22 protein-coding genes, 1 tRNA gene and 1 other RNA gene are annotated in these 25,391 nt (G+C 55.7%); 23 read left to right on the forward strand and 1 reads right to left on the reverse strand.

The window, feature by feature from the left end; all coding sequences use genetic code 11:
* From glyS to ACUM6F_RS03795, 13 genes are all read left to right on the forward strand, one after another.
* Positions 1-2,082 carry a glycine--tRNA ligase subunit beta gene (gene glyS / locus ACUM6F_RS03735; protein ID WP_445348414.1) on the forward strand — a complete coding sequence of 694 codons (2,082 nt, stop codon included), beginning with the start codon at positions 1-3 and terminating at the stop codon, positions 2,080-2,082.
* A gap of 138 nt (positions 2,083-2,220) precedes the next feature.
* Positions 2,221-2,859: a transcriptional regulator CcpN gene (locus ACUM6F_RS03740; protein ID WP_445348415.1), complete on the forward strand. Its 639-nt coding sequence runs from the start codon at positions 2,221-2,223 to the stop codon at positions 2,857-2,859.
* A 72-nt stretch (positions 2,860-2,931) separates the two neighbouring features.
* A complete protein-coding gene (locus tag ACUM6F_RS03745; protein ID WP_445348436.1) occupies positions 2,932-3,744 on the forward strand; it encodes a pyruvate, water dikinase regulatory protein in 813 nt (270 codons plus the stop codon).
* Positions 3,745-3,829: 85 nt separating this feature from the next.
* Positions 3,830-4,384 (forward strand): RNA 2',3'-cyclic phosphodiesterase, encoded by a 555-nt coding sequence (gene thpR, locus ACUM6F_RS03750; protein ID WP_445348416.1) that lies wholly within the window; start codon positions 3,830-3,832, stop codon positions 4,382-4,384.
* An 86-nt stretch (positions 4,385-4,470) separates the two neighbouring features.
* Positions 4,471-5,085, forward strand: coding sequence for a flavodoxin family protein (locus ACUM6F_RS03755; RefSeq protein ID WP_445348417.1), 615 nt, complete (start codon positions 4,471-4,473; stop codon positions 5,083-5,085).
* A 93-nt stretch (positions 5,086-5,178) separates the two neighbouring features.
* On the forward strand, positions 5,179-6,195 hold the full coding sequence (locus ACUM6F_RS03760) for a deoxyguanosinetriphosphate triphosphohydrolase (protein WP_445348418.1): 1,017 nt from the start codon (positions 5,179-5,181) through the stop codon (positions 6,193-6,195).
* Positions 6,196-6,366: 171 nt separating this feature from the next.
* Positions 6,367-8,169, forward strand: coding sequence for a DNA primase (gene dnaG / locus ACUM6F_RS03765; protein ID WP_425620027.1), 1,803 nt, complete (start codon positions 6,367-6,369; stop codon positions 8,167-8,169).
* Entirely contained in the window at positions 8,150-9,235 is a 1,086-nt protein-coding gene (gene rpoD / locus ACUM6F_RS03770) for an RNA polymerase sigma factor RpoD (RefSeq protein ID WP_425620026.1), read from the forward strand. Before dnaG ends, rpoD begins: the two co-directional genes overlap by 20 nt.
* Before the next feature lie 478 nt (positions 9,236-9,713).
* A tRNA-Val gene (locus tag ACUM6F_RS03775) sits at positions 9,714-9,788 on the forward strand.
* A gap of 142 nt (positions 9,789-9,930) precedes the next feature.
* On the forward strand, positions 9,931-10,560 hold the full coding sequence (locus ACUM6F_RS03780; protein WP_445348419.1) for a DUF4013 domain-containing protein: 630 nt from the start codon (positions 9,931-9,933) through the stop codon (positions 10,558-10,560).
* Positions 10,561-10,705: 145 nt separating this feature from the next.
* Positions 10,706-11,098, forward strand: coding sequence for a tautomerase family protein (locus tag ACUM6F_RS03785; protein ID WP_445348420.1), 393 nt, complete (start codon positions 10,706-10,708; stop codon positions 11,096-11,098).
* An 85-nt stretch (positions 11,099-11,183) separates the two neighbouring features.
* Complete coding sequence (locus ACUM6F_RS03790; protein WP_445348421.1) at positions 11,184-11,894, forward strand: tRNA (adenine(22)-N(1))-methyltransferase; 711 nt, start codon at positions 11,184-11,186, stop codon at positions 11,892-11,894.
* A 15-nt stretch (positions 11,895-11,909) separates the two neighbouring features.
* The gene (locus ACUM6F_RS03795) at positions 11,910-12,701 is read left to right on the forward strand and encodes a Nif3-like dinuclear metal center hexameric protein (RefSeq protein ID WP_425620015.1); all 792 of its coding nucleotides are present in this window, start codon (positions 11,910-11,912) and stop codon (positions 12,699-12,701) included.
* A gap of 118 nt (positions 12,702-12,819) precedes the next feature.
* Here ACUM6F_RS03795 and ACUM6F_RS03800 read toward each other — a convergent pair whose 3' ends face one another.
* Positions 12,820-13,218, reverse strand: a complete 399-nt coding sequence (locus ACUM6F_RS03800; protein ID WP_425620014.1) for a helix-turn-helix domain-containing protein — start codon at positions 13,216-13,218, stop codon at positions 12,820-12,822.
* Positions 13,219-13,434: 216 nt separating this feature from the next.
* On the opposite strand from ACUM6F_RS03800, the gene ACUM6F_RS03805 reads away from it, so the two are divergent.
* The 10 genes from ACUM6F_RS03805 (at position 13,435) to ACUM6F_RS03850 (ending at position 25,390) form a co-directional block, all read left to right on the forward strand.
* Positions 13,435-13,872 carry a helix-turn-helix transcriptional regulator gene (locus ACUM6F_RS03805; protein WP_445348437.1) on the forward strand — a complete coding sequence of 146 codons (438 nt, stop codon included), beginning with the start codon at positions 13,435-13,437 and terminating at the stop codon, positions 13,870-13,872.
* Between the two features lie 60 nt (positions 13,873-13,932).
* Positions 13,933-14,321: RNase P RNA component class A (gene rnpB / locus ACUM6F_RS03810), an RNA gene on the forward strand.
* A gap of 373 nt (positions 14,322-14,694) precedes the next feature.
* Positions 14,695-15,861: a tyrosine-type recombinase/integrase gene (locus ACUM6F_RS03815; protein WP_445348422.1), complete on the forward strand. Its 1,167-nt coding sequence runs from the start codon at positions 14,695-14,697 to the stop codon at positions 15,859-15,861.
* Positions 15,862-16,483: 622 nt separating this feature from the next.
* Entirely contained in the window at positions 16,484-17,227 is a 744-nt protein-coding gene (locus ACUM6F_RS03820; RefSeq protein WP_445348423.1) for a tyrosine-type recombinase/integrase, read from the forward strand.
* A 310-nt stretch (positions 17,228-17,537) separates the two neighbouring features.
* Complete coding sequence (locus ACUM6F_RS03825; protein ID WP_445348424.1) at positions 17,538-19,088, forward strand: type I restriction-modification system subunit M; 1,551 nt, start codon at positions 17,538-17,540, stop codon at positions 19,086-19,088.
* Positions 19,081-20,466 (forward strand): restriction endonuclease subunit S, encoded by a 1,386-nt coding sequence (locus tag ACUM6F_RS03830; protein WP_425620004.1) that lies wholly within the window; start codon positions 19,081-19,083, stop codon positions 20,464-20,466. Before ACUM6F_RS03825 ends, ACUM6F_RS03830 begins: the two co-directional genes overlap by 8 nt.
* Positions 20,450-23,332, forward strand: coding sequence for a type I restriction endonuclease subunit R (locus tag ACUM6F_RS03835; protein WP_425620003.1), 2,883 nt, complete (start codon positions 20,450-20,452; stop codon positions 23,330-23,332). The genes ACUM6F_RS03830 and ACUM6F_RS03835 overlap by 17 nt, the downstream gene beginning before the upstream one ends.
* Complete coding sequence (locus tag ACUM6F_RS03840; protein ID WP_426377354.1) at positions 23,329-23,667, forward strand: M48 metallopeptidase family protein; 339 nt, start codon at positions 23,329-23,331, stop codon at positions 23,665-23,667. Before ACUM6F_RS03835 ends, ACUM6F_RS03840 begins: the two co-directional genes overlap by 4 nt.
* Before the next feature lie 37 nt (positions 23,668-23,704).
* On the forward strand, positions 23,705-23,959 hold the full coding sequence (locus tag ACUM6F_RS03845; protein WP_425620002.1) for a DUF2813 domain-containing protein: 255 nt from the start codon (positions 23,705-23,707) through the stop codon (positions 23,957-23,959).
* Between the two features lie 762 nt (positions 23,960-24,721).
* On the forward strand, positions 24,722-25,390 hold the full coding sequence (locus tag ACUM6F_RS03850) for an OLD family protein (protein WP_425620001.1): 669 nt from the start codon (positions 24,722-24,724) through the stop codon (positions 25,388-25,390).
* Position 25,391: the final 1 nt, after the last annotated feature.

Consider the following 25,391-nt stretch of genomic DNA (forward strand, 5'->3'; position numbering starts at 1 on the left):
ATGGCGCGCGATTTTTTGCTGGAAATCGGCCTCGAAGAGCTGCCCGCACGGTTTCTCAACCCCGCCCTCGAAGAACTGGGCGGCCTGGCGCAAAGCTTTTTCAAGGAATACCGCCTGGATTACGGCACGGTGGACACCTACGGGACACCGCGGCGGCTAGTGCTTTACGTCCGGGACTTGGTCGAGGAACAGGCTTTCGTGGAAATGGAAGTCAAGGGTCCCCCGGCTAAGGCAGCCTACGACATTCAGGGCCGGCCCACCAGGGCGGCCGAAGGCTTTGCGCGCAGCCAGGGGGTTGAAGTCTCGCAGCTGGTCACCCGGACCGTCGGCAAGGTGGAATACGTCTTTGCCGTGCGCCGGGAAACCGGGCGTCCGGCCGCTCAAGTTTTGGCCGAGATCTGTCCCCGCCTGATCACTGGTCTTTCGTTCCCCAAGCCGATGCGCTGGGGTGACGAGGAACTGAAGTTCGCCCGCCCGATCCGGTGGCTCGTTGCCCTGTTCGGCGGCGAAGTCATCACCTTCAGCCTCGCCGGTGTGGAAGCGGGACGCCGGACGTTCGGTCACCGTTTCCTGAACCCGGGGCCGCACCGCCTGGGGCAGGCGGGTGATTATTTCCCGGTTATGCGCGATGCCGGCGTCATCGTGAACCAGGACGAGCGGCGCCGCGAGGTCTGGGACCAGGTCCGGCGCGCGGCGCAGCTTGCCGGGGGAGAGGCGGGCGAAGACGATGAACTGCTGGAAGAGGTGACAAACCTCCTGGAGTGCCCCACCGCCTTTGTGGGCAGCTTCCCCGAGAATTACCTCGAACTGCCGGAACCCGTGCTGGTCACCCCGATGCGCGAGCACCAGCGCTACTTCCCGGTTTACGGTACCGACGGGAAGCTGATGAACAAATTTGTTGGCGTGCACAACGGCAGACCTGAATATCTTGACACTGTAAGAGCGGGAAATGAAAAGGTCTTGCGGGCCCGTCTGGCCGACGCCGAGTTTTTCTTCCGCGAAGACCTGGCGATCCCGCTGGCCGACAAAGTTGAAGGCTTGAAGAAGATCGTTTTTCAGGAGGAGCTGGGTTCGGTTTACGACAAGGCCCAACGGCTCAAGGCATTGACCGGGTATTTGTCGGAGGCCCTTGATCTCCCGGCGGCCGACCGTGATTTTGCCTTGCGCGCGGCGCTTTTGTGCAAGGCCGACCTGGTTAGCAGCATGGTCTACGAGTTTCCGGAACTCCAGGGGATTATGGGTCGCGAGTACGCCCTGCGTTCGGGAGAGGATCCTATCGTGGCCGAGGCGATCTACGAGCATTACCTGCCGCGTTTCGCCGGCGACGACCTCCCGTCTACCCCGGCGGGCACCGTGCTCAGCCTGGCCGAACGGGCCGACAACCTGGCGGGCTGCTTCGGACGGGGTATTCAGCCCAGCGGGTCCCAAGACCCCTACGCCTTACGACGCCAGGCTCTGGGTATGTGCCACATCCTTCTCGAACAGGGCCGCCGCTTATCCTTGAACAGTCTTTTTGCCAGGGCTTACGCGCTTTACGGCGAGCGCTTGAAGGTTGCGGTAGGGGAGATGACCGAGGCGCTTAATGACTTCGTCAAACAGCGGCTCCGCGGCATCTTCACAGAAAAGGGGTTTGCTTACGATGTTCTCGATGCGGTCCTGGCCGTACCCTTTGACGATGTCCTCGACGCCTGGCTTAGGGTTCAGGCCGTGGCGCTTCTGCGCGAGGACGGGCGGGTTTTTGACGACGTGCATACGGCCCTTACACGAGCGGGCAACCTGGCCAAACACGCGACAGAGTCGGATGTAGACCCCACCCTTTTCGTTGATCCGGCTGAGAGGCAGCTGTTCGAGGCCTACCTGCGGGTTCGGGAGGAAGTCCTGCCCTTGTTTGCCCGGGGACACTACCTTAACGGCCTGCGTGCCCTTGCCGCGCTGCGTCACCCCGTGGACAACTTCTTTGACGCCGTTCTGGTCATGGTAGAGGACGAGGCGGTACGCCGGAACAGATTGGCTCTGCTGAACGGCATTGCCGGACTGGTCCGGCCTGTGGCGGACCTGTCCAGGCTGGTACTCACCCAGTGACTGGTACTCACCCAGTGATATGATAAAATGTCCGGTTTCGGGCAGGGAAAGGCTCCCCTGGGATAGTATATTACAGCAGTATTGGCCTGCACGGAGCAAATAGTATAACACTATAGCTTCCGGGGGAGGTGGTGGCATTTGGACCTCACCAAGCGCCAGGAATTAATCCTTGAAATCGTCAAGGCCCAAGGCCCGATAACCAGCGAGCAGATTGCCGAACAGCTCAAGCTTACCAGGGCCACGCTACGCCCTGACCTGGCGATCCTAACCATGGCCGGTCTCCTCGAGGCCCGCCCCCGGGTCGGTTACTACTTCAGCGGCAAGTCGCCGAACCGTATCGTCGCCCAGCGCCTGCGCAGGGTCAAGGTAGGGGATATAAAATCGGTTCCCGTTGTCGTTCGTGACGACACGTCAACCCATTCGGCGATCATCACGATGTTCTTGGAGGACGTCGGTACCCTCTTTGTTGTGAACGAACAGGGTCACCTCCAGGGTGTCGTTTCACGCAAGGACCTGCTTAAAGTCTGCGTCGGCGGTCAGGACCTTCATAAGCTCCCGATCGGCGTGGTGATGACGCGGATGCCGAACGTGGCGATGGCTGACCCGGACGAAACGGTCTGGCAGGCGGCCAAGAGGCTGGTAAGCCACGAAGTCGACGCCCTTCCTGTCGTCAAGCCGGTTCAGGGGCCCGGAGGGGCCGTACGGTATGAGGTAGTGGGCCGCCTTTCCAAGACCAATATCGCCCGCCTGTTTGTTGAACTTGGCGAAGGCGATTAAATACAGGAATGTCGACAGAAATTAGGGTTTCCCGGTAAGGAGGCGTTCAAGGTTACTAGCGATATCCGCCCGATCATCTATATCGTCTCCGATTCGGTAGGGGAGACAGCCGAATTGGTGGCCAGGGCTGCGGCCAGCCAGTTCAACGGCGGGCATGTGGAGATCAGACGCGTGCCTTATGTCACCCATCCGGAGGAGATCCCTGAAATTCTCGAGGAAGCCAGCGGCTTTCCCAGCGTGATCGTCTTTACCCTGATCATCCCGGAGCTCCGCGATATACTGATACGGGAAGCGGCGCGCTATAACCTTCCGGCTGTCGATATCATGAGCCCGGTTGTCGAAGCGCTGGCTAAAGTTTCCCACGATATGCCCAAGCTGGAACCGGGCTTGATGCGCAAGGTCGATGAGGAGTACTTCCGGCGTGTCGAGGCCATCGAGTTCGCCGTTAAGTATGACGACGGCAAGGATCCGCGGGGCATCAGCCAGGCCGACCTGGTGATCCTGGGAGTTTCGCGCACCGGCAAGACCCCTCTTTGCATGTACCTTGCCCACAAGCGGATCAAGGCGGCCAACGTTCCGCTTGTCCCCGAGGTTGCTCCGCCGGAAGAAATCTTTAAACTGCCCCCGCACCGGCTGGTCGGGCTTACCGTCAAACCCGAACAACTGCTGCAGATACGCCAGGAACGCCTGAAAACACTGGGACTGCCCGCTGAGGCCGATTATGCCAACACTGAGCGCATTCTGCGCGAGCTGGACTACGCCAAGCAAATCTTCCAGCGTGCCGGGTGCTCGGTGATTGACGTCACCAACAAGGCTGTTGAGGAAACGGCCAGCAAGGTGCTCGAGATTTTCTGGAAGGGCGAACGGCACAGGCTCGAACCATAGCACATTGAAGCACTGGACATTGAGTCGGTTGGCGCGCCTACGGGGCGCGTTTCTTCTCCCCTCGGCTTGTTAGGAGGTTATACTTTTGGGCGAGACGATGCGGCTGTTTTGGGCCGTCAACCTGCCGGAGACACTCAAGAGCCGGTTGGGCGGCCTCCAGAAAGAACTGGCGAGATTTTGCCCGGGGGTCAAATGGGTAGAGCAGGAAAACCTGCATCTGACCGTGAAATTTCTGGGAGAGGTGCAGGATGTCCTGGTACCCGATATCACCCTTAAGGTCCGGGAAAGCTTAGCCGGCCTGGAGCCTTTTGAGCTGTTGCTGCAGGGGACAGGCACTTTCGGCAGGCCTCCCCGTGTGATTTGGGTTGGGGTCGGGGGCGACCTGGAGGCGCTGCGCAGGGTCTGGGACAGGGTCGAAGACGCCCTTGTGCCGGCAGGTTTTCCCCGGGAAACAAGAGGTTTCAAGCCGCACCTGACCCTCGGCCGGGTACGGGAGGGGCGGAAGGTGCGCTTGCCGGACGAAACGGTGGGGATGGACGGCTCGGCGGCGTTTACGGTCGCCTCGGTTGACTTGATGCGCAGCGTGCTTACGCCGCGCGGCCCTGTATACAGTGTTCTTTTCCGAGTTGCTCTGGTATAGTTTCGAGTATGTGTCAATTTTTTTAAACAGCCGGCGTATGCTTTAGGGCAAGATTTTGCCTTGGTTTCTTTTTAGGAGTGTAGGTTATGCTTATCGTCGGGCTCAACGGAAGCCCCCGCAAGAACGGGAATACGGCAGAGATTCTCGGGGCGGCGCTGGCCGAGGCAAAAGCCCTCGGCGCGGACACCTTTCTCCTGCAGGCGTCGGAAGGCGTAGGGGCCGCCAGGACGGCTTTCTGCACGCACTGTTCCTCGCCGTGCAAGGGTGTATGCTACCAGGGGACGGCTTTGGAAGAGATGTTCAACCTGCTCCGGCGGGCGGACGCCGTTATCATGGGCAGCCCGGTCTACTTCGGGACGGTCTCGGCGCAGCTGAAAGCCTTCTGGGATAAGACCCGCAAGCTCCGCTCCGAGTTGGCTCTCGTCAACGTCGTGGGGGCGGCCGTCACCGTGGGCGGTGCGCGTTTCGGCGGCCAGGAAGGGACGTTGAGGACCCTGCACAACATGCTACTCGTCCAGGGCATGATCCTGCTCGGGGACGGGCACGTTTCGGCGGACGCCGGCCACTTCGGGGTCTGCGCCCAGCAGCCGGCCAAGGATGACACCGAGGTTTTTAAAAGGGTGCCCATACTGGTTCGCCGGGTGGTAGAGGTGGCCCGGGCCACGGAGTCCCTGCGCAAGGGACGCCGCGCTCAGGCATAAACGACAGCCAACCCCGGTCGGATCCTCTCTCCGCCGGGGTTTAATTATCTCAGCCGGGGTTTAATTATCTCATCAGTTGTAAGGGTGGGGAAAATGACTGACTTTCGCGGGTGGACCGAAGCGATGGAACAACACCTTTCCAGGTATGCCTCGCGCAGCACTGCTACGAAGGGGCGCCAGCGCCCGGAGGAAGAGTGCACGATACGGACGGCGTTCCAGCGCGACCGGGATCGGATTATCCATTCCAAGAGTTTCAGGCGCCTCAAGCACAAAACCCAGGTTTTCATCATCCCGGAGGGCGATCACTACCGCACGCGCCTGACCCACACGCTGGAGGTAGCCCAGATCGCCCGCACGATAGCCCGGGCCCTGCGCCTCAACGAAGACCTGACGGAGGCCATCGCCCTGGGACACGACCTGGGACACACGCCTTTTGGCCATACGGGCGAGTACGCCTTGCGCGAGATTCACCCCGGCGGATTCAATCATAACGAGCAAAGCCTGCGGGTCGTCGATTTGCTCGAGGGGCAGGGCGGCCTGAACCTCACCTGGGAGGTCCGCGACGGCATCAGGACCCATACGGGGCCCGACCCGCCGGCGACGCTGGAAGGCCAGATCGTCCGCATCGCCGACCGTATTGCTTATATCAATCACGACATTGACGACGCCCTGCGTAGCGGCCTCCTGACCCTGGAACAGTTGCCCCGGGAATGCATCGCCGTTTTGGGAGTCGTGCACCGCCAGCGTATCGACAGGATGGTCAGGGACCTGATCGAACAAAGCTGGGACCAGCCCGTGGTCAGGATGAGCCCGGAGATTCAGAAGGCCATGGACGATCTGCGCAACTACCTTTTCGCCAACGTCTATCTCTGCTCGGACGCCAAACGCGAGGAGGGAAAAGCCAAGCACGTGGTGCAGAGCCTCTACCAATACTTCGCCAGGCACGTGGAGCGTATCCCGGAGGAATACCGCAAACGCGTCGATGAGGTCGGCGAGGCCCAGGTAGTGTGCGACTACGTGGCGGGAATGACCGACCGCTACGCCGTGGCTATGTTCGAGGCGCTGTTCGTGCCCAAGCCGTTCCCTGTGCGCCTGGGCGGCGAGAGGTAAGCACGCGGTATGGCTCCCCAAGGGAGTCGAAAAAGCGCTTGTCCACTGGATTGCTTGAAATAACACCTTATTTCGCGCCCAAAAATTGTCGAAGGCAGGTGCAGGAAATTCTATAGTGCCAGCGAAATATCTTACTGAGAGGTTCCCCGCCTGGTCTCGGAAGGTGGTCTTATGCGCGGGTTGATCCCGGATGAACTGGTGGCGGAGGTCCTTGACCGGGTGGACATCGCCGAACTCATCGGAGAGTACGTCCGCCTGGAAAAAAAGGGCCGAAGCTTATGGGGGCTGTGCCCTTTCCACCAGGAGAAGACACCTTCTTTTTCTGTCACCCCCGATAAACAGATGTTTTATTGTTTTGGATGCGGGGTGGGAGGAAACGCCTACAAGTTCATAATGCTTAAGGAAAACCTGGATTTTCCCGAAAGCGTGCGGTTCTTGGCCGGGCGTGTCGGGATCAGGATCCCGGAATACCAGCCAGCCGCTGTCCGCAAGCACGAACGGTTGTGGGGCGCCAACGCGCTGGCCGCGGAATTCTACCAGAGCGTCCTCGAACGGGAAGCAGTGGCTGAGGGAGCCAGGCAGTACCTGGCTAGACGGGGTCTTTCGGTGGAAACGCTCCGGAAGTTCCAACTGGGTTACGCCCCGCCGCGGTGGGATGCCCTGCTCGAATTCCTGGGCCGCCACGGGTATTCCCCCGAGGAGCTTGCCGGCTACGGGCTGGCCGTACGGGGCGAGCGGGGCCGTATCTACGACCGTTTTCGGAACCGCGTGATCTTTCCGGTGGCCAACAGCCGGGGTAAGATCGTCGGTTTCGGGGGCCGGGTGATGGACGACAGCCAGCCTAAGTACCTGAACTCTCCGGAAACGGCCATTTTCAGCAAGGGACAGGAACTCTACGCCTTAAACCTCGCGCGCCAGGCGATCCGGGAGGCCGGGTTTGCGGTGATTGTCGAGGGCTACATGGACGCCATCGCCGCCCACCAGTTCGGGCAGTCAAACGTGGTGGCCTCGCTGGGAACGGCCCTTACCAGAGAACAGGCCAAGCTGCTGACCCGCTGTACGATGGATGTCGTAATTGCTTACGATGCCGACTTTGCCGGGGAAACGGCGACGCTCAGGGGACTGGACATATTGAAGGATCTGGGGTGCCGGGTACGGGTGGTGAGTATTCCGGACGGCAAGGATCCGGATGACTTCTTGAAGACGCACGGTGCCGAGGAATGGCAGGCCCTGGTCGACAAAGCGGTGCCGCTGCTCGAATACAGGTTGCAGCACGCCATCCGCCAAACCGGGGCGCGTACAACCGTGCAAAAGCTTGCAGTCTTGCACCAGGTACTGCCCAGTTTGCACAGCTTGGCCAGTGAGGTGGAAAAGGAAGAGGGGATACGGTTAATCGCTCGGTCCTTAAGCCTGTCTTTGGATACCGTTAAAGCCGAACTGACGAAATACGCGGCAGAGCACGCAGAAAATTGGCCAGATTCGGATAAAATTGCTAAAAACTTGCATAATATAATTATTAAACGACCTCAGGCCAGACAACGGGCCGAAGCAGGCTTGCTTTACCAGGCAATCGAAAACCCCGCGTGCATTGAAATTGCGAGACAGGAGCTAGGCGATCAGTTTTTTACCGACGCATCTTACCAGCGCATTTTTAATGTTCTGGTCCGGCATGCAACACAGCCGGGATTCAAGCCGGCGCTGCTGGCGACCTATCTCGATGAAGCTGACCAGGCTGCGTTCAGCGCCCTGATGAGCGGATTCGGGGAAATAGAGGCAAGACCAGGGCTGAGTGAACTTATTCCTGCGCTCAAACGCTTAATTGCCAAGGAAAAAAGGCAAGCCTTGCTGGCGGACCTGGCCGCTGCGGAGCAGGCTGGGGACCATGAGCAGGCAGCCCGCCTTAAAATCGCTATTAATCAACTCTGTACATCATCCTTGAAAGGAGGGAGCGAAAATGCAGGAGGAGTTATCTAGCGCGATGCAGGCACTGATTGAAAAAGGCAGGGAGCGTGGCGTCCTTACTTACGGGGAGATCATGGACGGCCTGCAAAAAGCGGACTTGTCTCCAGAACAGATTGAGGAATTTTACGAAAAGCTCCCGGGGATGGGAATCGAGGTGGTCCCTGAGGTGTCTGACCTGGAAGGTCTGGACGAGGTCAAGGCTGATGAGGATATAGAAGAAGAAGCAGATTTCGTTGTTCCCGACGGCGTTGATATAGATGATCCGGTAAGGATGTACCTCAAGGAAATTGGCCGCATCCCCCTGTTGACCCCTGCGGAGGAGGTCAAACTGGCCATGGCCATGGAAGAGGGTGATGCCGAGGCCAAGCGGCGCCTGATCGAGGCCAACCTGCGCCTTGTCGTCAGCATCGCCAAGCGGTATGTCGGGCGCGGCATGCTGTTCCTTGATTTAATTCAGGAAGGAAACCTCGGCCTGATCAAGGCTGTGGAGAAATTCGACTATCGCAAGGGATACAAGTTCAGTACCTACGCAACGTGGTGGATTCGCCAGGCCATTACCAGGGCTATCGCCGACCAGGCCCGGACCATCCGCATCCCGGTGCACATGGTCGAGACGATCAACAAGCTGATCCGTGTCTCGCGGCAGCTCCTGCAGGAACTTGGACGGGAGCCTACTCCCGATGAAATCGCCAGGGAGATGGACATTTCCGAGGATAAGGTCCGGGAGATCATGAAGATCGCCCAGGAGCCAGTTTCTTTGGAAACACCCATCGGCGAGGAAGAAGACTCGCACCTGGGTGACTTCATCGAGGACCAGGATGCGCAGGCTCCGGCTGAGGAAGCCTCTTTCACGCTGTTGCGCGAACAACTCAATGAAGTCTTGAAAACACTTACCGAGCGCGAGCAGCGCGTCCTGCGCCTGCGTTTCGGCCTGGACGACGGCCGCACGCGGACGCTGGAGGAGGTGGGCCAGAAATTCGGAGTTACACGGGAGCGCATTCGCCAGATTGAGGCCAAGACGCTACGCAAGCTGAGGCATCCAAGCCGCTCGAAGAAACTCAAGGACTATCTTGAGTAGGCAAACGATTTGACGGGCGGGGGGTGCCCGTCATATAATTTTTTGAGGGGCCCATAGCTCAACGGTCAGAGCATCCGGCTCAAGACAGCGAGTCTAAGTCAAGACATCTTGATATGACCTGCTGTCAAGGGCTGCCTGGAGAGTAATCTCCAGGTGAAACCTGCCAAATTCGGGGAAGCCTAAGCCGTAAGGTATGGTAATCCCGAGCCAAGCCTCTTATGAGGAAGGTGTAGAGACTAGACGGCAGGCACCCTATAAGGGGTGAAGGGATAGTCCAGACCACAAACCCGAAAGGGGCAGCGAAAGCTGTAGTGGGATGCATAACCGGCTGGTTCCAGGTTCGAATCCTGGTGGGCCCACCAAAAAAGAGGTGAGAAGTGGGAAGTCAGAGGTGAGAGGCAGAAGAAGGAATTCGGCGGAGCCGAATTCCTACCGTGAAAGGTCCCACATCCAACCTCTCACTTCCCGCATCACAAATGGGCGATTAGCTCAGAGGGAGAGCACTTGCCTTACAAGCAAGGGGTCAGTGGTTCGATCCCACTATCGCCCACCAAAATAAGACTAATGAAACCAAGGTGACGAACCTTGGTTTTTTGTTTTAGGTAAACAAGGCATATTTCCCGTGCTAATATTTGGCACTGCTGAATATCCTGATGAAAGGCAAGGTACAAAGCCTTACGAAAGAAGGGAAGAAAGTGAACGTCGGAAAAGCCTTGAGCCTCCCGCTTGTGGAAGGGAATCTTGTTAAGGTCATCATCGGGGCGGTCCTCAACCTCATCCCGATCGTCAATTTCCTGTGCCTCGGGTATTTTATCGAGGTTATGGCGAACGCGTTCCGAGAGAAACACGAGATGCCCGCCTGGGAAAACTGGGGAGATAAATTCGTCAAAGGGATGGTCGTCCTTGTCATCAGTTTTGTCTACATGCTGATCCCGGCGATTATTCTTGGAATCGGCGGGGGCATTGACAGCGCTTTGAGCAGCGACCTTTCCGGAGCGTCTCTGCTGGGCCTCCTGTGTTTGCCGGCGGTCTGGTTCATACTGCCGATGGCCCTTGCTCACTACGCTGCTACCGGCGGTTTCAGCAGAGCCTTCAGCCTCGGCACTGTCTTTACTTACATAGGTGCGGCTTTCGGCAGCTACCTGGGAGCTTACCTGTTCTCCATTGTCCTTTTCATCGGTCTCATGCTTCTAAATGTAATCCCGGTCATTGGATGGCTTATCTGCATTTTCGGCGGATTTTACGCCGGCTGTGTCCTGGCTTTCCTCTTCGGGGAGGCGTACCGAAAGGCCGTCGCGGCTAAGAGCGCCGGCATAGAGGCGTAAGTGACGGGGAAGAGTCAATAATCACAAGCAAGACCACAGCTTCGGTTGTGGTCTCCCTTTTTTAAAGCACTGCTTGCTTTTTCAAAGAACGGCTGTTGAAACTCTCCCTGGAATGTTAAACTGCCTAAAGGAAGGAGGGAGTGCAATGCCGTTGGTGAGAATCGAAATGCGGGCGGGGAAGCCGGCTGCCTACAAAAAAGCGGTGCTCGACGGTGTCCACGAGGCGCTTGTACAGGCCATCAAAATCCCCGACCATGACCGCAACCAGAGGCTTTACGAGCTGGACGCCGATCACTTTGAGATTTCACCCACCAAAAGTGAAAACGCTGTCATTATCGAAATTGTGATGTTCAAGGGCCGTTCGGCTGAGGCCAAAAAGCGACTTTTCCAGGCCGTCGTCGCCAACCTGGGCAAGAATCCCGGTATCGACGGCAACGATATCATCATTGTGCTGCATGAACCGCCGTTGGAAAACTGGGGTATCCGGGGCGGGAAGCCCGCTGACGAGGTGGATCTCGGGTTTGATATCAAGGTTTAAGTTCATTATGTTTATATTATCGGCGGCCTTATTCCTTTTTGAAAGAACCTATCCGTTCATGGACACGTTATGGTAGGGATGTTGTATGATCAAGCTTGGTGAGCGTCTGGCTGCGGTAGCCCGTTACGTTGCGCCGGGCACGACGGTGGCCGATATCGGCACTGACCACGCTCTGTTGCCGCTCTTCCTTGTCGAACAGGGAATAAGCCCCCGGGCCGTCGCTGTGGACGTGGCGGACGGACCCTACACGGCTGCTTTGCAGGCAGTCAGGGAGAGAGGCCTGACTCAACTGGTCGATGTCCGGTTGGGTGACGGTTTGTCGGTTGTACGGCCGGGGGAAGCTGACGTACTGGTCCTCGCGGGGATGGGGGGCAACACGATACGGGAAATCCTTGACGCGTCGCCGGAAGTGGTTGAAAAAGCCTCCCGTATCATTGTGCAGCCTATGGAGCAGCAGGCGGCCATCAGGCAGTGGTTTGCATCCCACGGCTGGGCGATAGTAGACGAAGAACTGGTCGAAGAGTCAAACCGCCTCTACCAGGTGATCGCGGCCGAGCGCGGCGAACCCTGGGACGCCACGCCCTTGGAGATGGAGGTCGGGCCGCTGCTTGTGAAGAGCAAGCACCCGCTGCTGCCGCGCTACCTGGCAGGATTACTCCAAAAATACGAGAAGATACTCCAGGGCATGGAAAAAAGCAGACGCGACCTTCCTGCCCAGCGGGAAATCGAAGAAAAGGTCGCCCGGTTGCGGTCCCTGCTTGCAGACCTGTTCAGCCCCAAGCCTGATCCCAATTAAAAGGAGCGTGCTTTGTTGAGCGCTAAATGTGCGTCGATTGTAACGTTTATCGAAGAACTGGCTCCCAAAACCCTGGCCATGGAAGGGGACAATACCGGTTGGCAACTGGGCGACCCTAAAGCTGCTGTATCCAAGGTACTGCTGACCCTCGACATCGATGAGCGGACCGTTGAAGAAGCAGTCCGGATCGGTGCCCAGTTGATCGTGAGTCACCACCCGCTGTTTCATCGTCCCTTCAAAAACCTGCGCCTCGACTTGCCGGCGGGAGCCCTCGTTGCCCGGCTTGTAAGGGAGAACATCAATGTCTACTCGGCCCACACCAACCTGGACGCCGCCGAAGAGGGCGTCAATGCCGTCCTGGCCAAAGGGTTGGGCTTGGTGGACAGCGTCCCGTTGACCGACGACCCTCCCGGTTTCGGCCGGATCGGCCGGCTGCCCGAACCGCAGAGCTTTTATTCCTTCGTCGCCGACGTCAAGACCGTCCTGGAACTGCCCGCCGTGCGCGCCGGGGGCCCGCAGGACCGTATCGTCAAGAAAGTGGCCCTCTGCGGGGGATCGGGCGGGGACCTCTGGTCGAAGGCTGCCTTTGCCGGAGCGGACGTTTTTGTTACCGGGGACATCAAATACCATGTGGCCCAGGATATCCTGGCCGCCGGGATGAACTTCGTGGATCCCGGTCATTATCCGAGCGAGCGCGTTATCCTCGAGCCCCTTAAAGATCACCTGGAGAAACGCTGCCGCGCCTCCCGCCTGGATGTGGAGTTCGTCGTCAGCACGACCGGCCGGGACCCTTTTATGTACCTGTAGTGGCCACCATGCGCAGTACGTCACCGAGGTTCAGTGCCCGATTGAGGGATAAAACCGAAGGAGCAAGAGCGATAAGCTACATTAGTGATTTTTAAGGCCCCCGGAACCGGGGGCCGTTCTATTTGTTCTTCTTTTTTAACTCCTCTTTAATATCCGGATAGAGAGAGGTACTTTCCGCGGCCATCGATTGTGCTCCGGCTTTTTTCTGTTCCAGCATGGCCTCGATTACCAGGCAAATCATCTCGAGCTGATGGAGTTCCAGCTGTTGCGCGAGCATTAACAGACGGCGGAACTCGGGAGGCAGCGATGATTGATGGGTGCTTTCGGGAGCGAAGAAGTCGCCGAGAGTGATGCCCATCGCCCGGCAAAGCTTATTGAGGACATTTATGCTGGGGACAGTCCGGCCCGATTCGATCTCACTGATCGTTGATTGTGCCACGCCGGCCATGCGGGCCAAGGCGTTGCCGCTGACCCCTAGGCCTTTGCGTAATTCACGAAGGCGGGACCCAATATCCATAAACATCCTCCTAAGTTACACGTCGGTCTTCTTGCAGGTACAAATCTACCCTCTTATTTTAAATCCTTTATCGGTTTAGCGATAGTATTGGTTAAGTATGGAAATAACAGCAAAACTGCGAAAACAAGGTTAATGGGAAAATACTTTGGCCATTCCGGGAGCAGCCTGGTTTGCACTGCTATAGTTGGCAACGATAACATATTATCGGTGATAACGATGAACTTTGGTTTAAGTATAGCAAAAATTAGAATGGATCGGGGAATTTCTCAGGCAGACCTAGCACGGCAGGCTGGTATTTCCCAGTCTACGGTGAGCGATATCGAAAGCGGGAAGACCGACCCCAGGGTCTCGACCGCCCTGAAACTCTTGTATCTGCTGGATATCAGGTATATGGAGATTGTTTCAAACGGCAAACATTACGGTCTTCGCCCGGTGATGCATACGAGGCCGGGTGCGGACCGGAAAGTCTTTGAAGAGGCCATCGACTGCTTGACGGCCATACGTGGCTGGGCGCAGTTGGCTGTGGAGCAGGTGGAGCGGGAAAGCTTCCCACTGTCCAGGCAAACCCTGGGGCAATTAAGATTACTGATCGACGAGGCCGATAGGCTGGCGCAAATCCTTGGCAGCGGGTACCGTAAAAAGTCCAGAAGATAAGCCCTGCCTGCGGGGCTTCTTGTTTTTCGACAGAATAAGTGATAACATATAATTCGCGGGTGAGTAGGCCAGATGGTCGCGGCCGCTTGAGCGGCTGAGGAAAGTCCGAGCTCCGCAGGGCAGGGTGCTGGGTAACACCCAGTGGGGGCGACCCCAAGGCAAGTGCCACAGAAATGTGTACCGCCTGTTGGGAAGTGAGAAGTGAGAGGTCACGACTAACTTCTCACATCTCACTTCTCAATGGGTAAGGGTGGAACGGTGCGGTAAGAGCGCACCAGCGGTCAGGCGACTGGCCGGCTAGGTAAACCCCACCCGGAGCAAGACCGAATAGGGGGACGATGGAGTGGCCCGCTCCGTTCCCGGGTTAGGTCGCTAGAGGCGTCTGGCAACAGGCGTCCCAGATAGATGACCATCCACGACAGAACTCGGCTTACAGGCCTGCTCACCCGCGCCAAACTGCGGCATAACCCGTGGTTTGGCCTTTTATTTTGCGGCTCGGAGAAGGGTTACAGCGGAGTTTGCACCTCAGGGAATATGCAGGAGTTATGGAGCTGTTCTTTACCGTTTGGTCTTCGACACCGCCTGGGGTATTCCTGCCAGGCGCAAAAAATTCTTCCATCGGTGTTGACTCATCGCCTGGTACTATTGTAGAATCAAATCAAGTGAAGTAGTTTCTCACCCGGCTGGCATGACCGGCGGGGTGCATTCGTAAAGGAACTGGCTTTTCGGCATGATCGAAAGGCCGCAGCACTGCGGGTATAGACCTGCTTGTTGCGGCCTTTTTGCTTTTCGTGGGGACTGCTATCAAGGTTACCGGGGTAGGTGGCGACAGTGACCCTCGACGAGGCCATAAAAACCTACTTTGATGTTTGCACCAGCCTCCGTGGGATGTCGGCTGCCACGGTCCAGGCATATGAGTGTGATTTCCGCGACTTCCTTCGCTTCGCGTCAGCCAGGGGGTTGCGGGAAGCCAAGGACGTTACCACAGCCCACGTTAACGACTATCTGCTGCTGCTACGGCGACGGGGCCTGAAGCTGACGACACTACACCGGCGCCGGAACGCGCTCAGTTCCCTCTTCACCTTTCTTGTGATGCAGGGATGGGTTGGCAAGAACCCGGTAGCTGCAGTCAGGCTTCAGCCGCGGCCGCAGACTACAAGAGACATCGTGCTCGAAGATGAGGAAGTGCGCCGGTTCCTTCAGGCGGATATAAGCTATCGCACTGTTTCCAATGATATCCTGGATGCGCTGAGAATGCTCTTGGTATTCACGGGGCTTCGGTGCTCGGAGTTGTTGAAACTCGATTGGGCGCACGTGGACCTGGAACGGGCTCTGTTGACAGTGTACGACAGTAAGAATTCGGCCCGGAAAGGCCTGCCCGATCTCAGGGACCGGGACGTCCCTCTCTGCCGCTCGGTACTTTCCGTGCTGACACCCCTCAGACTGAAAGAGGGGCCGGTTTTGGTATCCAAGAGAGGCGCTCGGCTTAGCCCAGACGCATTTCAAGAGATTGTTGCCAGGGCGGCGGAAGCCGCGAACCTCAAGAGGAACGGCGGACTGGTTACCGCGCACGGGTTCCGGCACAACCTGGCCAGCCAGCTTGCATTGCGCGGCTACTCCGAAGCAGACGTACGGCTTTTGTTGGGGCACAGGCCTGCTTCCGTCACCCAGGTTTACATGCATTCAACTATTGAGCGTCTCCGCAGTGCAATTCAGCTATATGACGATGCGATCACACTGCAGAAGGAACGAGAGGAGCGCGTTGAACTTGCGCCACCCGTAGAGCACTCCGGTGTTTCGACTACGGACAGTGTTGATTCGGTATACGGCGAGGCCCGTCGGCTGTGGGACTTAGTGGCTGGCGGGCCAATGTCCGAGGAGTTTCTACTCGGTTTTTTGTTAGCACGCAAGGCCGCCCGTCCAGGTTCTAAAGAGTTTATGTTGCCAGCGACTGAGAATCCTCGCGTGATGAGGAGTCTCCAAGGCTAAGTTAACTGGGACGGTTGCTGTGAGCAGGCCGTCCACTGACTACCGCTTTTGCCGGGACACCTATGTTTCCGGCTGACATAAGTTCGGTCCCCCTGGCCCTGAGCTGCGGAGGGCGACACTAAGTTTACCCTAAGTTTCTTGCGGTTTTCAGGAAAGGCCACAGGTACTGCTCAGCAGGGTGCCGGGCCGAAGCGACGACTGCTGGAAAACAGCCGGGGAACGCAGCACTATCCTCCATCCTCCCCGGCCCAGACGGCGGCTCTGATGTAAGTGATGCATCAGGCGTCCCCATTGGACGTGGCTATGCCGGCCGCCGGCCGCGTGGGCAGAAGTCGGCCCGGCGAGTGAATTAGAACTCGTAATGCGGCGATGTGCTCAACGGTTCACTGGAAACACGACGAGAAGGCAGTTCCAAAAACACTGCTTCCAAGCGTAACAGCACCTGATTCAGGAGAATAACGAACGAAACGGCCCTCCTGAACCATGCCCGGACTATGTCCTTAAGGGGTGTTAGAGGATGTCTTACAAGTCACTTATCGAGCAATTGAATAAGATTCACCGACATGCTAGACAGGGTAGTATCACAACGCGGCGCAGGTACCACGCAGCGATGTTGAGGTTCTTGTCTTTCGTTGCAAGCGAGTTTAAGCTCCAAAATATAAGAAATATTTCCAACAAGCACATCGCCGCCTACGTGGCGTACCTGAAGGAGAAAGGACGCGGGCCTAACTATATTCGTACTGAACTGGCCGCGATTCGTTTCTACCATGATCAAACTCCCAGCCGCCATCGGTTAACGCAGGATAACGAAGCTCTGGGTGTGGATCCGCGGCCTAAAGGCCGTGATCGTTCGTGGAATGACGAAGATTTTGTGGCGATGGTCAAGGTCGCTGAGAGCAGAAATGAGGAATGGATAGCTGATGTACTTATCCTAGCACGGGAACTGGGCCTGCGCATACACGAAGTGGTGAGGCTTTATCGCGCTGATGCCGAACGTGCTCTAGCAGAGGGCAGACTCCGTGTCACGGGCAAAGGCGGGTTGGTACGTTGGGTTCCTCTTACACCAGCCGCCAGGGCGGCCTTAATTCGGGCAAAGCATCGAGTACCCCGCGGCGCCAAGCTGTTTGTACCTGCGGATCGAAAGGCCCACCAGGTTACCAAAAAAATTCAAGACTTTATTCGCCAAAATTGTCAGCCCCGGCAGGTCGCGTTGACCTGCCACGGTCTGCGATATACCGACGCGCAAGAGCATTATGCTGAATGCCTTACCAGCGGCATGAGCAAGGAAGATGCTGAGAAGGACACTGCTGCGCGGTTGGGCCATCGTCGTGCTCGGGTGACAAGGACCTATGTGGGGCCGTTTTGATTCAAAACTACATTGGGAAGGAACTCGATCCGGAAGGTTTTGGATAGTTGGTGTCAAAAAAACCAACTGTAAGAGATCGGTGTCTGCGTGCAGTTGGGTGATCGCCATCTCCGGATTAGCCATATAACCACTGTTTAGTGGGGTCGATTAACTGCCAAACGCTACGTTACGCCGAGTGAACATCCTTAAGAAAGGCTGTCGGTAGCATCAGTTAGGATAGATAACTCAATGCCCTGGGATTGACATTTCGCTTGAGAATGTTTACAGAAGTTAAGCTACGTAGTTTTCCTTGGAGAACGGAGGAAGGCTTATGACGGAGAACAATGGTTTAGACCTTAGTACCCTGGAGAACTGGCTTTGGGAAGCGGCCTGTGTCATTCGTGGCCCGGTAGATGCCCCGAAGTATAAGGATTACATATTACCCCTGATCTTTTTAAAACGCCTTTCCGACGTTTTTGGGGATGAAGTGGCCAGGCTGGCCGACGAGATCTTTGGTAGTGTAGAAGAATCACTGGAGCAGGTAGATGAAGATCACGAGCTGGTCAGGTTTTACATCCCCCAGATTGCCCGCTGGTCATCCATTGCCCGGCAGACCACGAACATCGGGGAATATCTCACCGATGCCGTGCGGGCGGTGGCCCGGCAGAATCCCAAACTGCAGGGCATCTTTGAACACGTCGACTATAACGCCCGGGCAGCCGGCCAGCCAATTATAGACAACGACCGCCTTTTTAATCTGGTACAGATCCTCTCCCGTTACCGGTTGGGATTAAAAGACGTGGAGGCCGATATTCTGGGCCGGGCTTATGAATACTTGCTGCGTAAATTTGCCGAGGGTCAGGGGCAAAGCGCCGGCGAATTCTATACCCCCCGGGAAGTGACCTGGCTCATGGCCTATATCCTGGACCCCCAACCAGGTGATGAAATCTACGATCCGGCCTGTGGCTCCGGCGGTCTTTTAATCAAAAGCGTGCTGGCTTACCGGGAAGCATATGGGACTGATAGCCAGATCGCCCCGGTCAAGATTTACGGCCAGGAGATTAACTTTACCACCTTTGCCATGGCTAAAATGAACGCTTTCATCCATGATCTGGAGGCCGAAATCCGCCTGGGGGATACAATGGCCCGGCCGGCCTTTACCAGCCCCGATGGTTCCCTGCGTGTTTTTGATAAGGTGACCGCCAATCCCATGTGGAACCAGAAGTTCCCCCTTTCCATATATGAAGAAGACCCCTTTGACCGGTTTAAGTTTGGCGGTATCCCGCTGGCCTCCAGTGCCGACTGGGGCTGGATCCAGCACATGTTTGCCTCCCTGAAAGAAAACGGCAAGATGGCCGTTGTTTTAGACACCGGTTCCGTTTCCCGGGGCAGCGGCAACCAGGGCTCCAACCGGGAGCGGGACATCCGGAAAGTCTTCGTTGATAACGACCTGGTGGAATGTGTCATTCTGCTGCCGGAGAACCTGTTTTATAACACCACCGCCCCGGGCATTATCCTGGTGATCAATAAAGCCAAAAAACATCCGGGGGAAATTCTATTAATTAACGCATCCAGGCTATTTACCAAAGGGCGCCCGAAGAACTACCTGGCCGACGAGCATATAAAACAAATCTATGAGATTTACCGGGACTGGCGGGAAGAGGATGGCTTGAGCAAAATAATCCGTACCGAGGAAGCGGCCCGCAACGATTATAACCTCAGCCCTTCCCGCTACGTGTCCACCAACGGGAAAGAGGAATACCGGCCGGTGGAGGAAATCCTGGTCGAGCTGGCCGAAGTGGAAGAAGATCGGCAGGCGGTAGATAAGGAACTGAATGACATCCTGGGCAAGTTAGGTTTTGGGGGTTGGCTGAATGGGTAAGGAAGTTGGTGAGGTGATGGAGGGATATAAGGAGACGGAAATTGGGGTGCTGCCGGAGGAGTGGGATGTTGTAAGGATTGATGATTTAGTCATCGATATAGTATCAGGAGAATGGGGTAGTGAAAAGCAAATAAAAGGTTACATTCCTTGTTATGTCATTCGAGGCACTGATTTTCCTCAAGCATCGCTAGGTAGTTTAACAGGGATACCGGTACGGTTTCTGAGTCCGAAGAAATTAGAAAAGCGGAATGTTTTTGCTGGGGACGTTCTTGTTGAACTTTCTGGGGGCAGTAAAGATCAGCCCACTGGTCGGGTGTTAATGATAACGAAGCGTCTCTTAGATAGGTGTAGTCTACCTATTTGCTTTAGCAACTTTGTGAAGCTTCTCCGTCTACAGTCTAAATGCTATCCAGCATTTTTTGAACTCTATTGGCAATATCTTTATTCACAAGGAGCCACTCGTTTATATGAAAAACGTACTACTGGAATTAGGAACTTCAAACTAAACGATTTCTTATCTAATGAATATATCCCCCTCCCACCCCTCCCCGAGCAGCGCAAAATTGCCCATGTCCTTTCCACCATCCAGCGGGCTATCGAACTGCAGGACAGGATCATCGCCGCCGTCCGGGAATTAAAGCGGTCGCTTATGCGCCACCTCTTCACCTATGGCCCGGTACCTGTTGACCAGATTGACCGCGTCTCCCTGAAGGAAACCGAAATCGGCCCGGTTCCGGAACATTGGGATATTGTTCCGCTTGGTGAATGTGCTTTTGTTCAAACCGGAGTAGCAAAAGGCCGGAAATTGGAAGGAAGCGACATATTGGAGGTACCTTATCTGCGGGTCGCAAATGTTCAGGATGGATATCTTGATTTATCAGAAATTAAGTATATTAAAATTCGAAAATCTGAAGTAAAACGCTATTTACTCGAACCGGGAGATGTGGTTTTAACGGAAGGCGGGGACTTTGATAAACTAGGTCGTGGTTTTATATGGCGTGGTGGAATTCAAAACTGCGTTCATCAAAATCATATTTTTGCTATAAGAGTTAATCGCAGAATTTTGTTACCTGAATTCGTTGCTTATTTAATACAAAGTCATTATGGAAAATCATATTTTCTTAGTGTTGCACATCGAACGACGCATTTAGCCTGTATAAATACTACTAAACTCAAGACATTCCCTGTATTAATTCCGACCATCAATGAACAGCAAAAAATCGTTGCCATTTTGAGTTCGGTTGATCATAAAATCCAAGCAGAAGAAATTCGGAAGAATACCTTAGATGCCCTCTTCAAAACGCTTTTATACAACCTCATGACCGGCAAGGTGCGGGTTAAAGCCCTGGAGGTGAATGTCGATGCCCCTGGGCGGTGAACGGGCCACGGTTCAAAATCCCTTCATCCGCTACGCCAGTGAAACGGGCTGGCAGTATGTCGCCCCATCTGAGCTGGAGCTCCGGCGCGGCGGTGTGGGCGGGCTGGTGGTCCGGGATGTCTTCATCAGCCAGCTCCAGAGACTAAACCCCGGCGTAATGGATCATCTGCGGGCCGAAGAGGTATTAAAGCGGCTGGAGCGGGTGCCGCCCACCATTGAAGGGAACCTCCAGGCCTGGGAATACTTAAAGGGCCTGCGTTCGGTCTATGTGGAAACAGAAACAAGGGAGCGCAACATCCGCCTTATGGACCTGGACAACTGGCGGGCTAACGTCTTCCAGGTTTCCGATGAGTTTAGCTATACCAATGGCACCTATACCATCAGGGCCGATATTGTCTTCTTGGTTAACGGGTTTCCGGTGCTGGTGGTGGAAACAAAGTCCACCAGCGAGATCGAGGGCATCGCCAAAGCCTTAGACCAGCTGCGCCGCTACCATCGCGAGGCCCCGGAATTCATGGCCCTCCTGCAGGTATGTAACCTCACCCACCTGGTCCGCTTCTACTATGGAGCCAGCTGGAGCTTAAGCCGTAAAAACCTTTTCAACTGGCGGGACGAAAGCATAAGCCAGGATTTCGAATCCCTGGTGAAAAACTTCATCCATCCCCAGCGGGTTTTGCGGGTATTGACAGACTTTATCATGTTCACCCGTAAGGATGACGTTTTGAGCAAGGTTATCCTGCGCCCCCACCAGATGCGGGCCGTTGGCCGGGTGCTAAACCGCGCCGCCGACCCGGCCAAAAAGCGGGGGCTGGTCTGGCACACCCAGGGTTCGGGCAAGACCTACACCATGATCACCATTGCTAAAAAGCTCATTGAAGATCCCCGCTTTGATAACCCCACGGTGCTCATGCTGGTGGACCGCAACGAGCTGGAACAGCAGCTTTTTGGTAACCTATCCGCCTGCGGTCTGGGCCTGGTGGAAATAGCTCGGAGTAAGCGCCACTTAAGAGAACTTTTAGCTTCCGACCGGCGGGGTTTGATCGTGAGCATGATCCATAAATTCGACGACATGCCGGCGGACCTTAACCTGCGCTCCAATATTTTTGTCCTGGTGGATGAGGCCCACCGTACTACCGGCGGCGACCTGGGCAACTACCTGATGGGTGCCCTGCCCAACGCCACCTACATCGGTTTTACCGGCACCCCCATTGACCGCACGGCCCACGGCAAAGGGACCTTTAAAGTGTTTGGCTGCGAAGACCCCCAGGGCTACCTGGACAAGTACAGCATCGCCGAGTCCATAGAGGACCGGACGACGGTGCCGCTGCACTATGCCCTGGCTCCCAATGACCTGCGGGTGGACCGGGAGACACTGGATGAAGAATTCTTGAATCTCGCTGACGCTGAAGGAGTCAGTGACGTTGAGGAACTGAATAAGATCTTGGAGAAAGCCGTTACCTTAAAGAATATGCTCAAGAACCGGGAGCGCATCGACCGGATAGCCGCCTATGTGGCCCGGCATTATCGGGAATACGTGGAGCCGCTGGGTTATAAAGCTTTCTTGGTGGGAGTAGATCGGGAAGCGTGTGTTTTGTATAAAGAAGCTCTGGACAAACATCTGCCGCCTGAATACTCGTCGGTGGTGATCAGCCGGGGGCACAATGATGAACCTCACCTGGCACGTCATCATCTTTCCGAGGACGAAGAGAAGAGAATCCGTAAAGCCTTTGCCGACCCGGAATCCTTGCCTAAAATTCTCATTGTCACCGAGAAGTTGCTTACCGGTTACGATGCTCCGGTGCTGTATTGCATGTACCTGGACAAGCCCATGCGGGACCATGTGCTGCTGCAGGCCATTGCCCGGGTTAACCGGCCCTATGAGGATAAAGAAGGCCACCAGAAGCCGGCCGGCTTTGTCCTGGACTTTGTGGGTATCTTTGAAAACCTGGAGAAAGCCCTGGCCTTTGATTCCCGCGACGTGGAAGGGACCATCCAGCACCTCGACCTGTTAAAAGAACGTTTTGCGGAAATGATGGCCGTCGCTAGAAAGGATTACCTGTCCATTATTGAAAATTACAGTTATGACAAAGCAGCAGACAAAGCCCTGGAACATTTCCGGGGCCAAGAAAAAAAACAGGAATACTATAGTTTCTTTAAAGAACTGGCTAACCTTTATGAAATCCTTTCCCCCGACCCGTTTCTCCGAGACTATCTGGATGACTATGACCAGTTGGCCAGACTATACCGTCTTCTCCGGTCGACGGAGACAGTCCCTTTAGACAAAGAGCTAATGCGGAAGACAGCCCGGCTTGTACAGGAGCACACTCCGCCGGGGGCCATCAAAGATGCGGTGGACATCTATGAAATTACCGAACACACCCTGGAGAAGCTGGCCGAGGACACTGCTCCCTATACGGTCAAGGTGTTTAACCTTCTAAAAAGCATCACCGAAGCGGTCGCAGAAAGAGCCAAGCAGGCGCCTTACCTCCTTTCCATCGGAGAGATGGCCGAGAGAATCGCCCAGGCTTACCAGGAGCGGCAGTTAACCACCCAGGAAGCGCTGAAGCGCCTGCAGGAATTAATAGATGAGTATGTGGCGGCGGAAAAAGAGCGGGCCGAAAAAATGATGGCTCCGGAACCTTATGCCGTGTACTGGTTCCTAAAGCGGCAAAAGGTTAAGGGCGCTGAAACCGTGGCTCTTAATATGGCACAGGCATTTGAACGTTTTCCCTACTGGCACAACAGCGAAAAACAGGAACGGAATATTCGGCTTGAGCTTTACAAGAATCTTAAAGGAGCAGCAGTCAAGGAAATGAAGACTCTGGTGGACAGCATTTTGAGCCTTTTAAAGGGGGCTAGAAGGTGAGGAGTCTGGTAGCAGGTGAAAGCTTGTTTCCTTCTCTTGCCTCCCTGGACCAGCTTGAGGAAGTGATCCCGGAAGCGGTATTTCGGGCGGAAGTGGCCGCCTGGGCCAAGCGGATCGGTGTGGAACCCAAACAGATCCAGCTCCGGGTGATGAAAAACAAATGGGCCAGTTGCTCAAGCAATGGTCGGCTTACCTTTGATCCCGAGCTTTTGCGCAAGCCGGCCGCATTTCGGGCCGAAGTCATAGTTCATGAGTTATTGCATTTAAAGATACCCAATCATGGCCCACTGTTTAAGGCGGTGTTGAGGTCTTATTTAGCAAGGTGCAGAAGTTAAAAGGCGTTACTGAAAGGACGAATTTAGGGGTGAGGATATGGAGATTCGGGAACTAAGAATCCGACAATTCCGGGGCTTCTCTGAGCTGACCCTAAAGCCTAAGGGACACGTTGTTCTCATGGGAGAACCTCGAGCCGGGCGATCAGACGTTATTGAGGCACTCTCGCGGGTTCTGGATACTGATGCGGCGAGGACAAGGACGACGACTGAGCTTGACTTTTATCAAAAGGATACTTCTCGACCCATCGTCATAGGGCTAACAATCGGCGGACTCGGCACAGACTTGGAATAACGTTTCCTTGACTATTTAGAACTGTGGGATGTTGCAGAGAACAAGTTGGTTCCCGAGAGCGAATCCCCGGAGGTGCTTGACGAGGCCAGGTACGAGTGGGTGCTACGCATCGAGTATCGTACGCATTGGCTGCCCGAGGATGAGCGTTGCGAAGAGTGGGTCTACTTTCCCAAGGTTTCAGACCCCGAAACGGGTACATACACGTATGCACGGCGGCGAGAGGTGGAGCAAATCGGCTTTACTCATCTACGTTTGGGGGCGGGGAGGCTACTAGACCTCAGTCCGCGGAGCCCATTCCGACGGATCATTGAGCAATCGGACGGCGATGATTTTGCGACCGCAATTGCGCAATACGTCCAGGCAGTGGCCATGTCGGCAGAGCAGTTTAGCAACTCTCAGCAAGTTAAAACTGCCATGCAAAAGGTGCTCGCACCGGTGCGGGACCTTCTCCGCATCGAGGGAAAGGATCTGAGTGAACTTTTTCGGTTAGCCCCTGAGGGAGGATCACTGAGCGGACTTATGCGCTCCTTAGGACCCGCGATTGACCTCGACAATGGTGCCGGCATCTTACCGGCGTGGCGCCATGGATCAACCATTGCTTCTCTCCTCAGGATCGCTGAGGCCCTTGCTCTATCGGGCTCGCGCAATATTCTCGCTGTTGACGACCTGGGCGATGGGCTTGACCCAGCATCCGCAGTTCATCTGGCATCGGTAATGCGACGCCTGGCAGGGCAGGTCTGAGTTACCACTAGGCTGCATTCAGTGGCAGAGATCTTCGAGTCTAAACAAGTTGTCCGCCTGGGCCGAGCACGCGACGGTTCTCGGTTTGCTTGTCAGTTTCGATCACCAACCACTAAATCGGAGGCGATTGTTCTTAAGCACTGGCATCGAAACCTCCTACCTGCTCTGAGCTATCGCTCCGTCATAGTGGTGGAGGGACCACATGACTTTGCCGCCTTGCACGCGTTAGCCATCCGTCTCTTCAAAGAGATTGGTGAGTTCCTGCCGGCGACCCGAGGCGTATGTATTATTAGCGCTGGTGCCACAGGGGATGGCGGTTATATGAACGTCCTCAGGCTGGCGAACGCTGCCCGGCAGATGGGCCTGCGGGCGGTCGGCGTTGTTGATGGTGACACAAACGAGGATGTCATGCCGCTAAAACTGGAAACATACCTACTAATGCATAGAATTCTCCTTAGTAAAGTGAGGCGTTCCGGTCAATTCCATATTTTGGCGTTAAATCCCTCTGATAAGACAAACTTTGCTTTAGGCCGTCTGTGTAGAAGGTTTATTCTTCTCAGCCTTGATTGTCTCGGCGCCAGCCCGCTCTCAATACTCAGTCTTGTCAAATACCGAATACCGGCACTCCAAGCCTCATGGAGAGAATTTCAGGTTAATGTTATGAGCTTGGCAGTTGGAGTTAAAAGTTAAT

This window comes from Desulforudis sp. DRI-14 (genome assembly GCF_052618305.1).

Excerpts from the sequence above, each read along its gene's own strand:
- glyS (WP_445348414.1), top strand. The coding sequence starts at position 1 with ATGGCGCGCGATTTTTTGCTGGAAATCGGCCTCGAAGAGCTGCCCGCA.
- ACUM6F_RS03755 (WP_445348417.1), top strand. The coding sequence starts at position 4,471 with ATGCTTATCGTCGGGCTCAACGGAAGCCCCCGCAAGAACGGGAATACG.
- ACUM6F_RS03760 (WP_445348418.1), top strand. The coding sequence starts at position 5,179 with ATGACTGACTTTCGCGGGTGGACCGAAGCGATGGAACAACACCTTTCC.
- dnaG (WP_425620027.1), top strand. The coding sequence starts at position 6,367 with ATGCGCGGGTTGATCCCGGATGAACTGGTGGCGGAGGTCCTTGACCGG.
- rpoD (WP_425620026.1), top strand. The coding sequence starts at position 8,150 with ATGCAGGAGGAGTTATCTAGCGCGATGCAGGCACTGATTGAAAAAGGC.
- ACUM6F_RS03785 (WP_445348420.1), top strand. The coding sequence starts at position 10,706 with ATGCCGTTGGTGAGAATCGAAATGCGGGCGGGGAAGCCGGCTGCCTAC.
- ACUM6F_RS03790 (WP_445348421.1), top strand. The coding sequence starts at position 11,184 with ATGATCAAGCTTGGTGAGCGTCTGGCTGCGGTAGCCCGTTACGTTGCG.
- ACUM6F_RS03800 (WP_425620014.1), bottom strand. The coding sequence starts at position 13,218 with ATGGATATTGGGTCCCGCCTTCGTGAATTACGCAAAGGCCTAGGGGTC.
- ACUM6F_RS03805 (WP_445348437.1), top strand. The coding sequence starts at position 13,435 with ATGAACTTTGGTTTAAGTATAGCAAAAATTAGAATGGATCGGGGAATT.
- ACUM6F_RS03825 (WP_445348424.1), top strand. The coding sequence starts at position 17,538 with ATGACGGAGAACAATGGTTTAGACCTTAGTACCCTGGAGAACTGGCTT.
- ACUM6F_RS03830 (WP_425620004.1), top strand. The coding sequence starts at position 19,081 with ATGGGTAAGGAAGTTGGTGAGGTGATGGAGGGATATAAGGAGACGGAA.
- ACUM6F_RS03835 (WP_425620003.1), top strand. The coding sequence starts at position 20,450 with ATGCCCCTGGGCGGTGAACGGGCCACGGTTCAAAATCCCTTCATCCGC.
- ACUM6F_RS03845 (WP_425620002.1), top strand. The coding sequence starts at position 23,705 with ATGGAGATTCGGGAACTAAGAATCCGACAATTCCGGGGCTTCTCTGAG.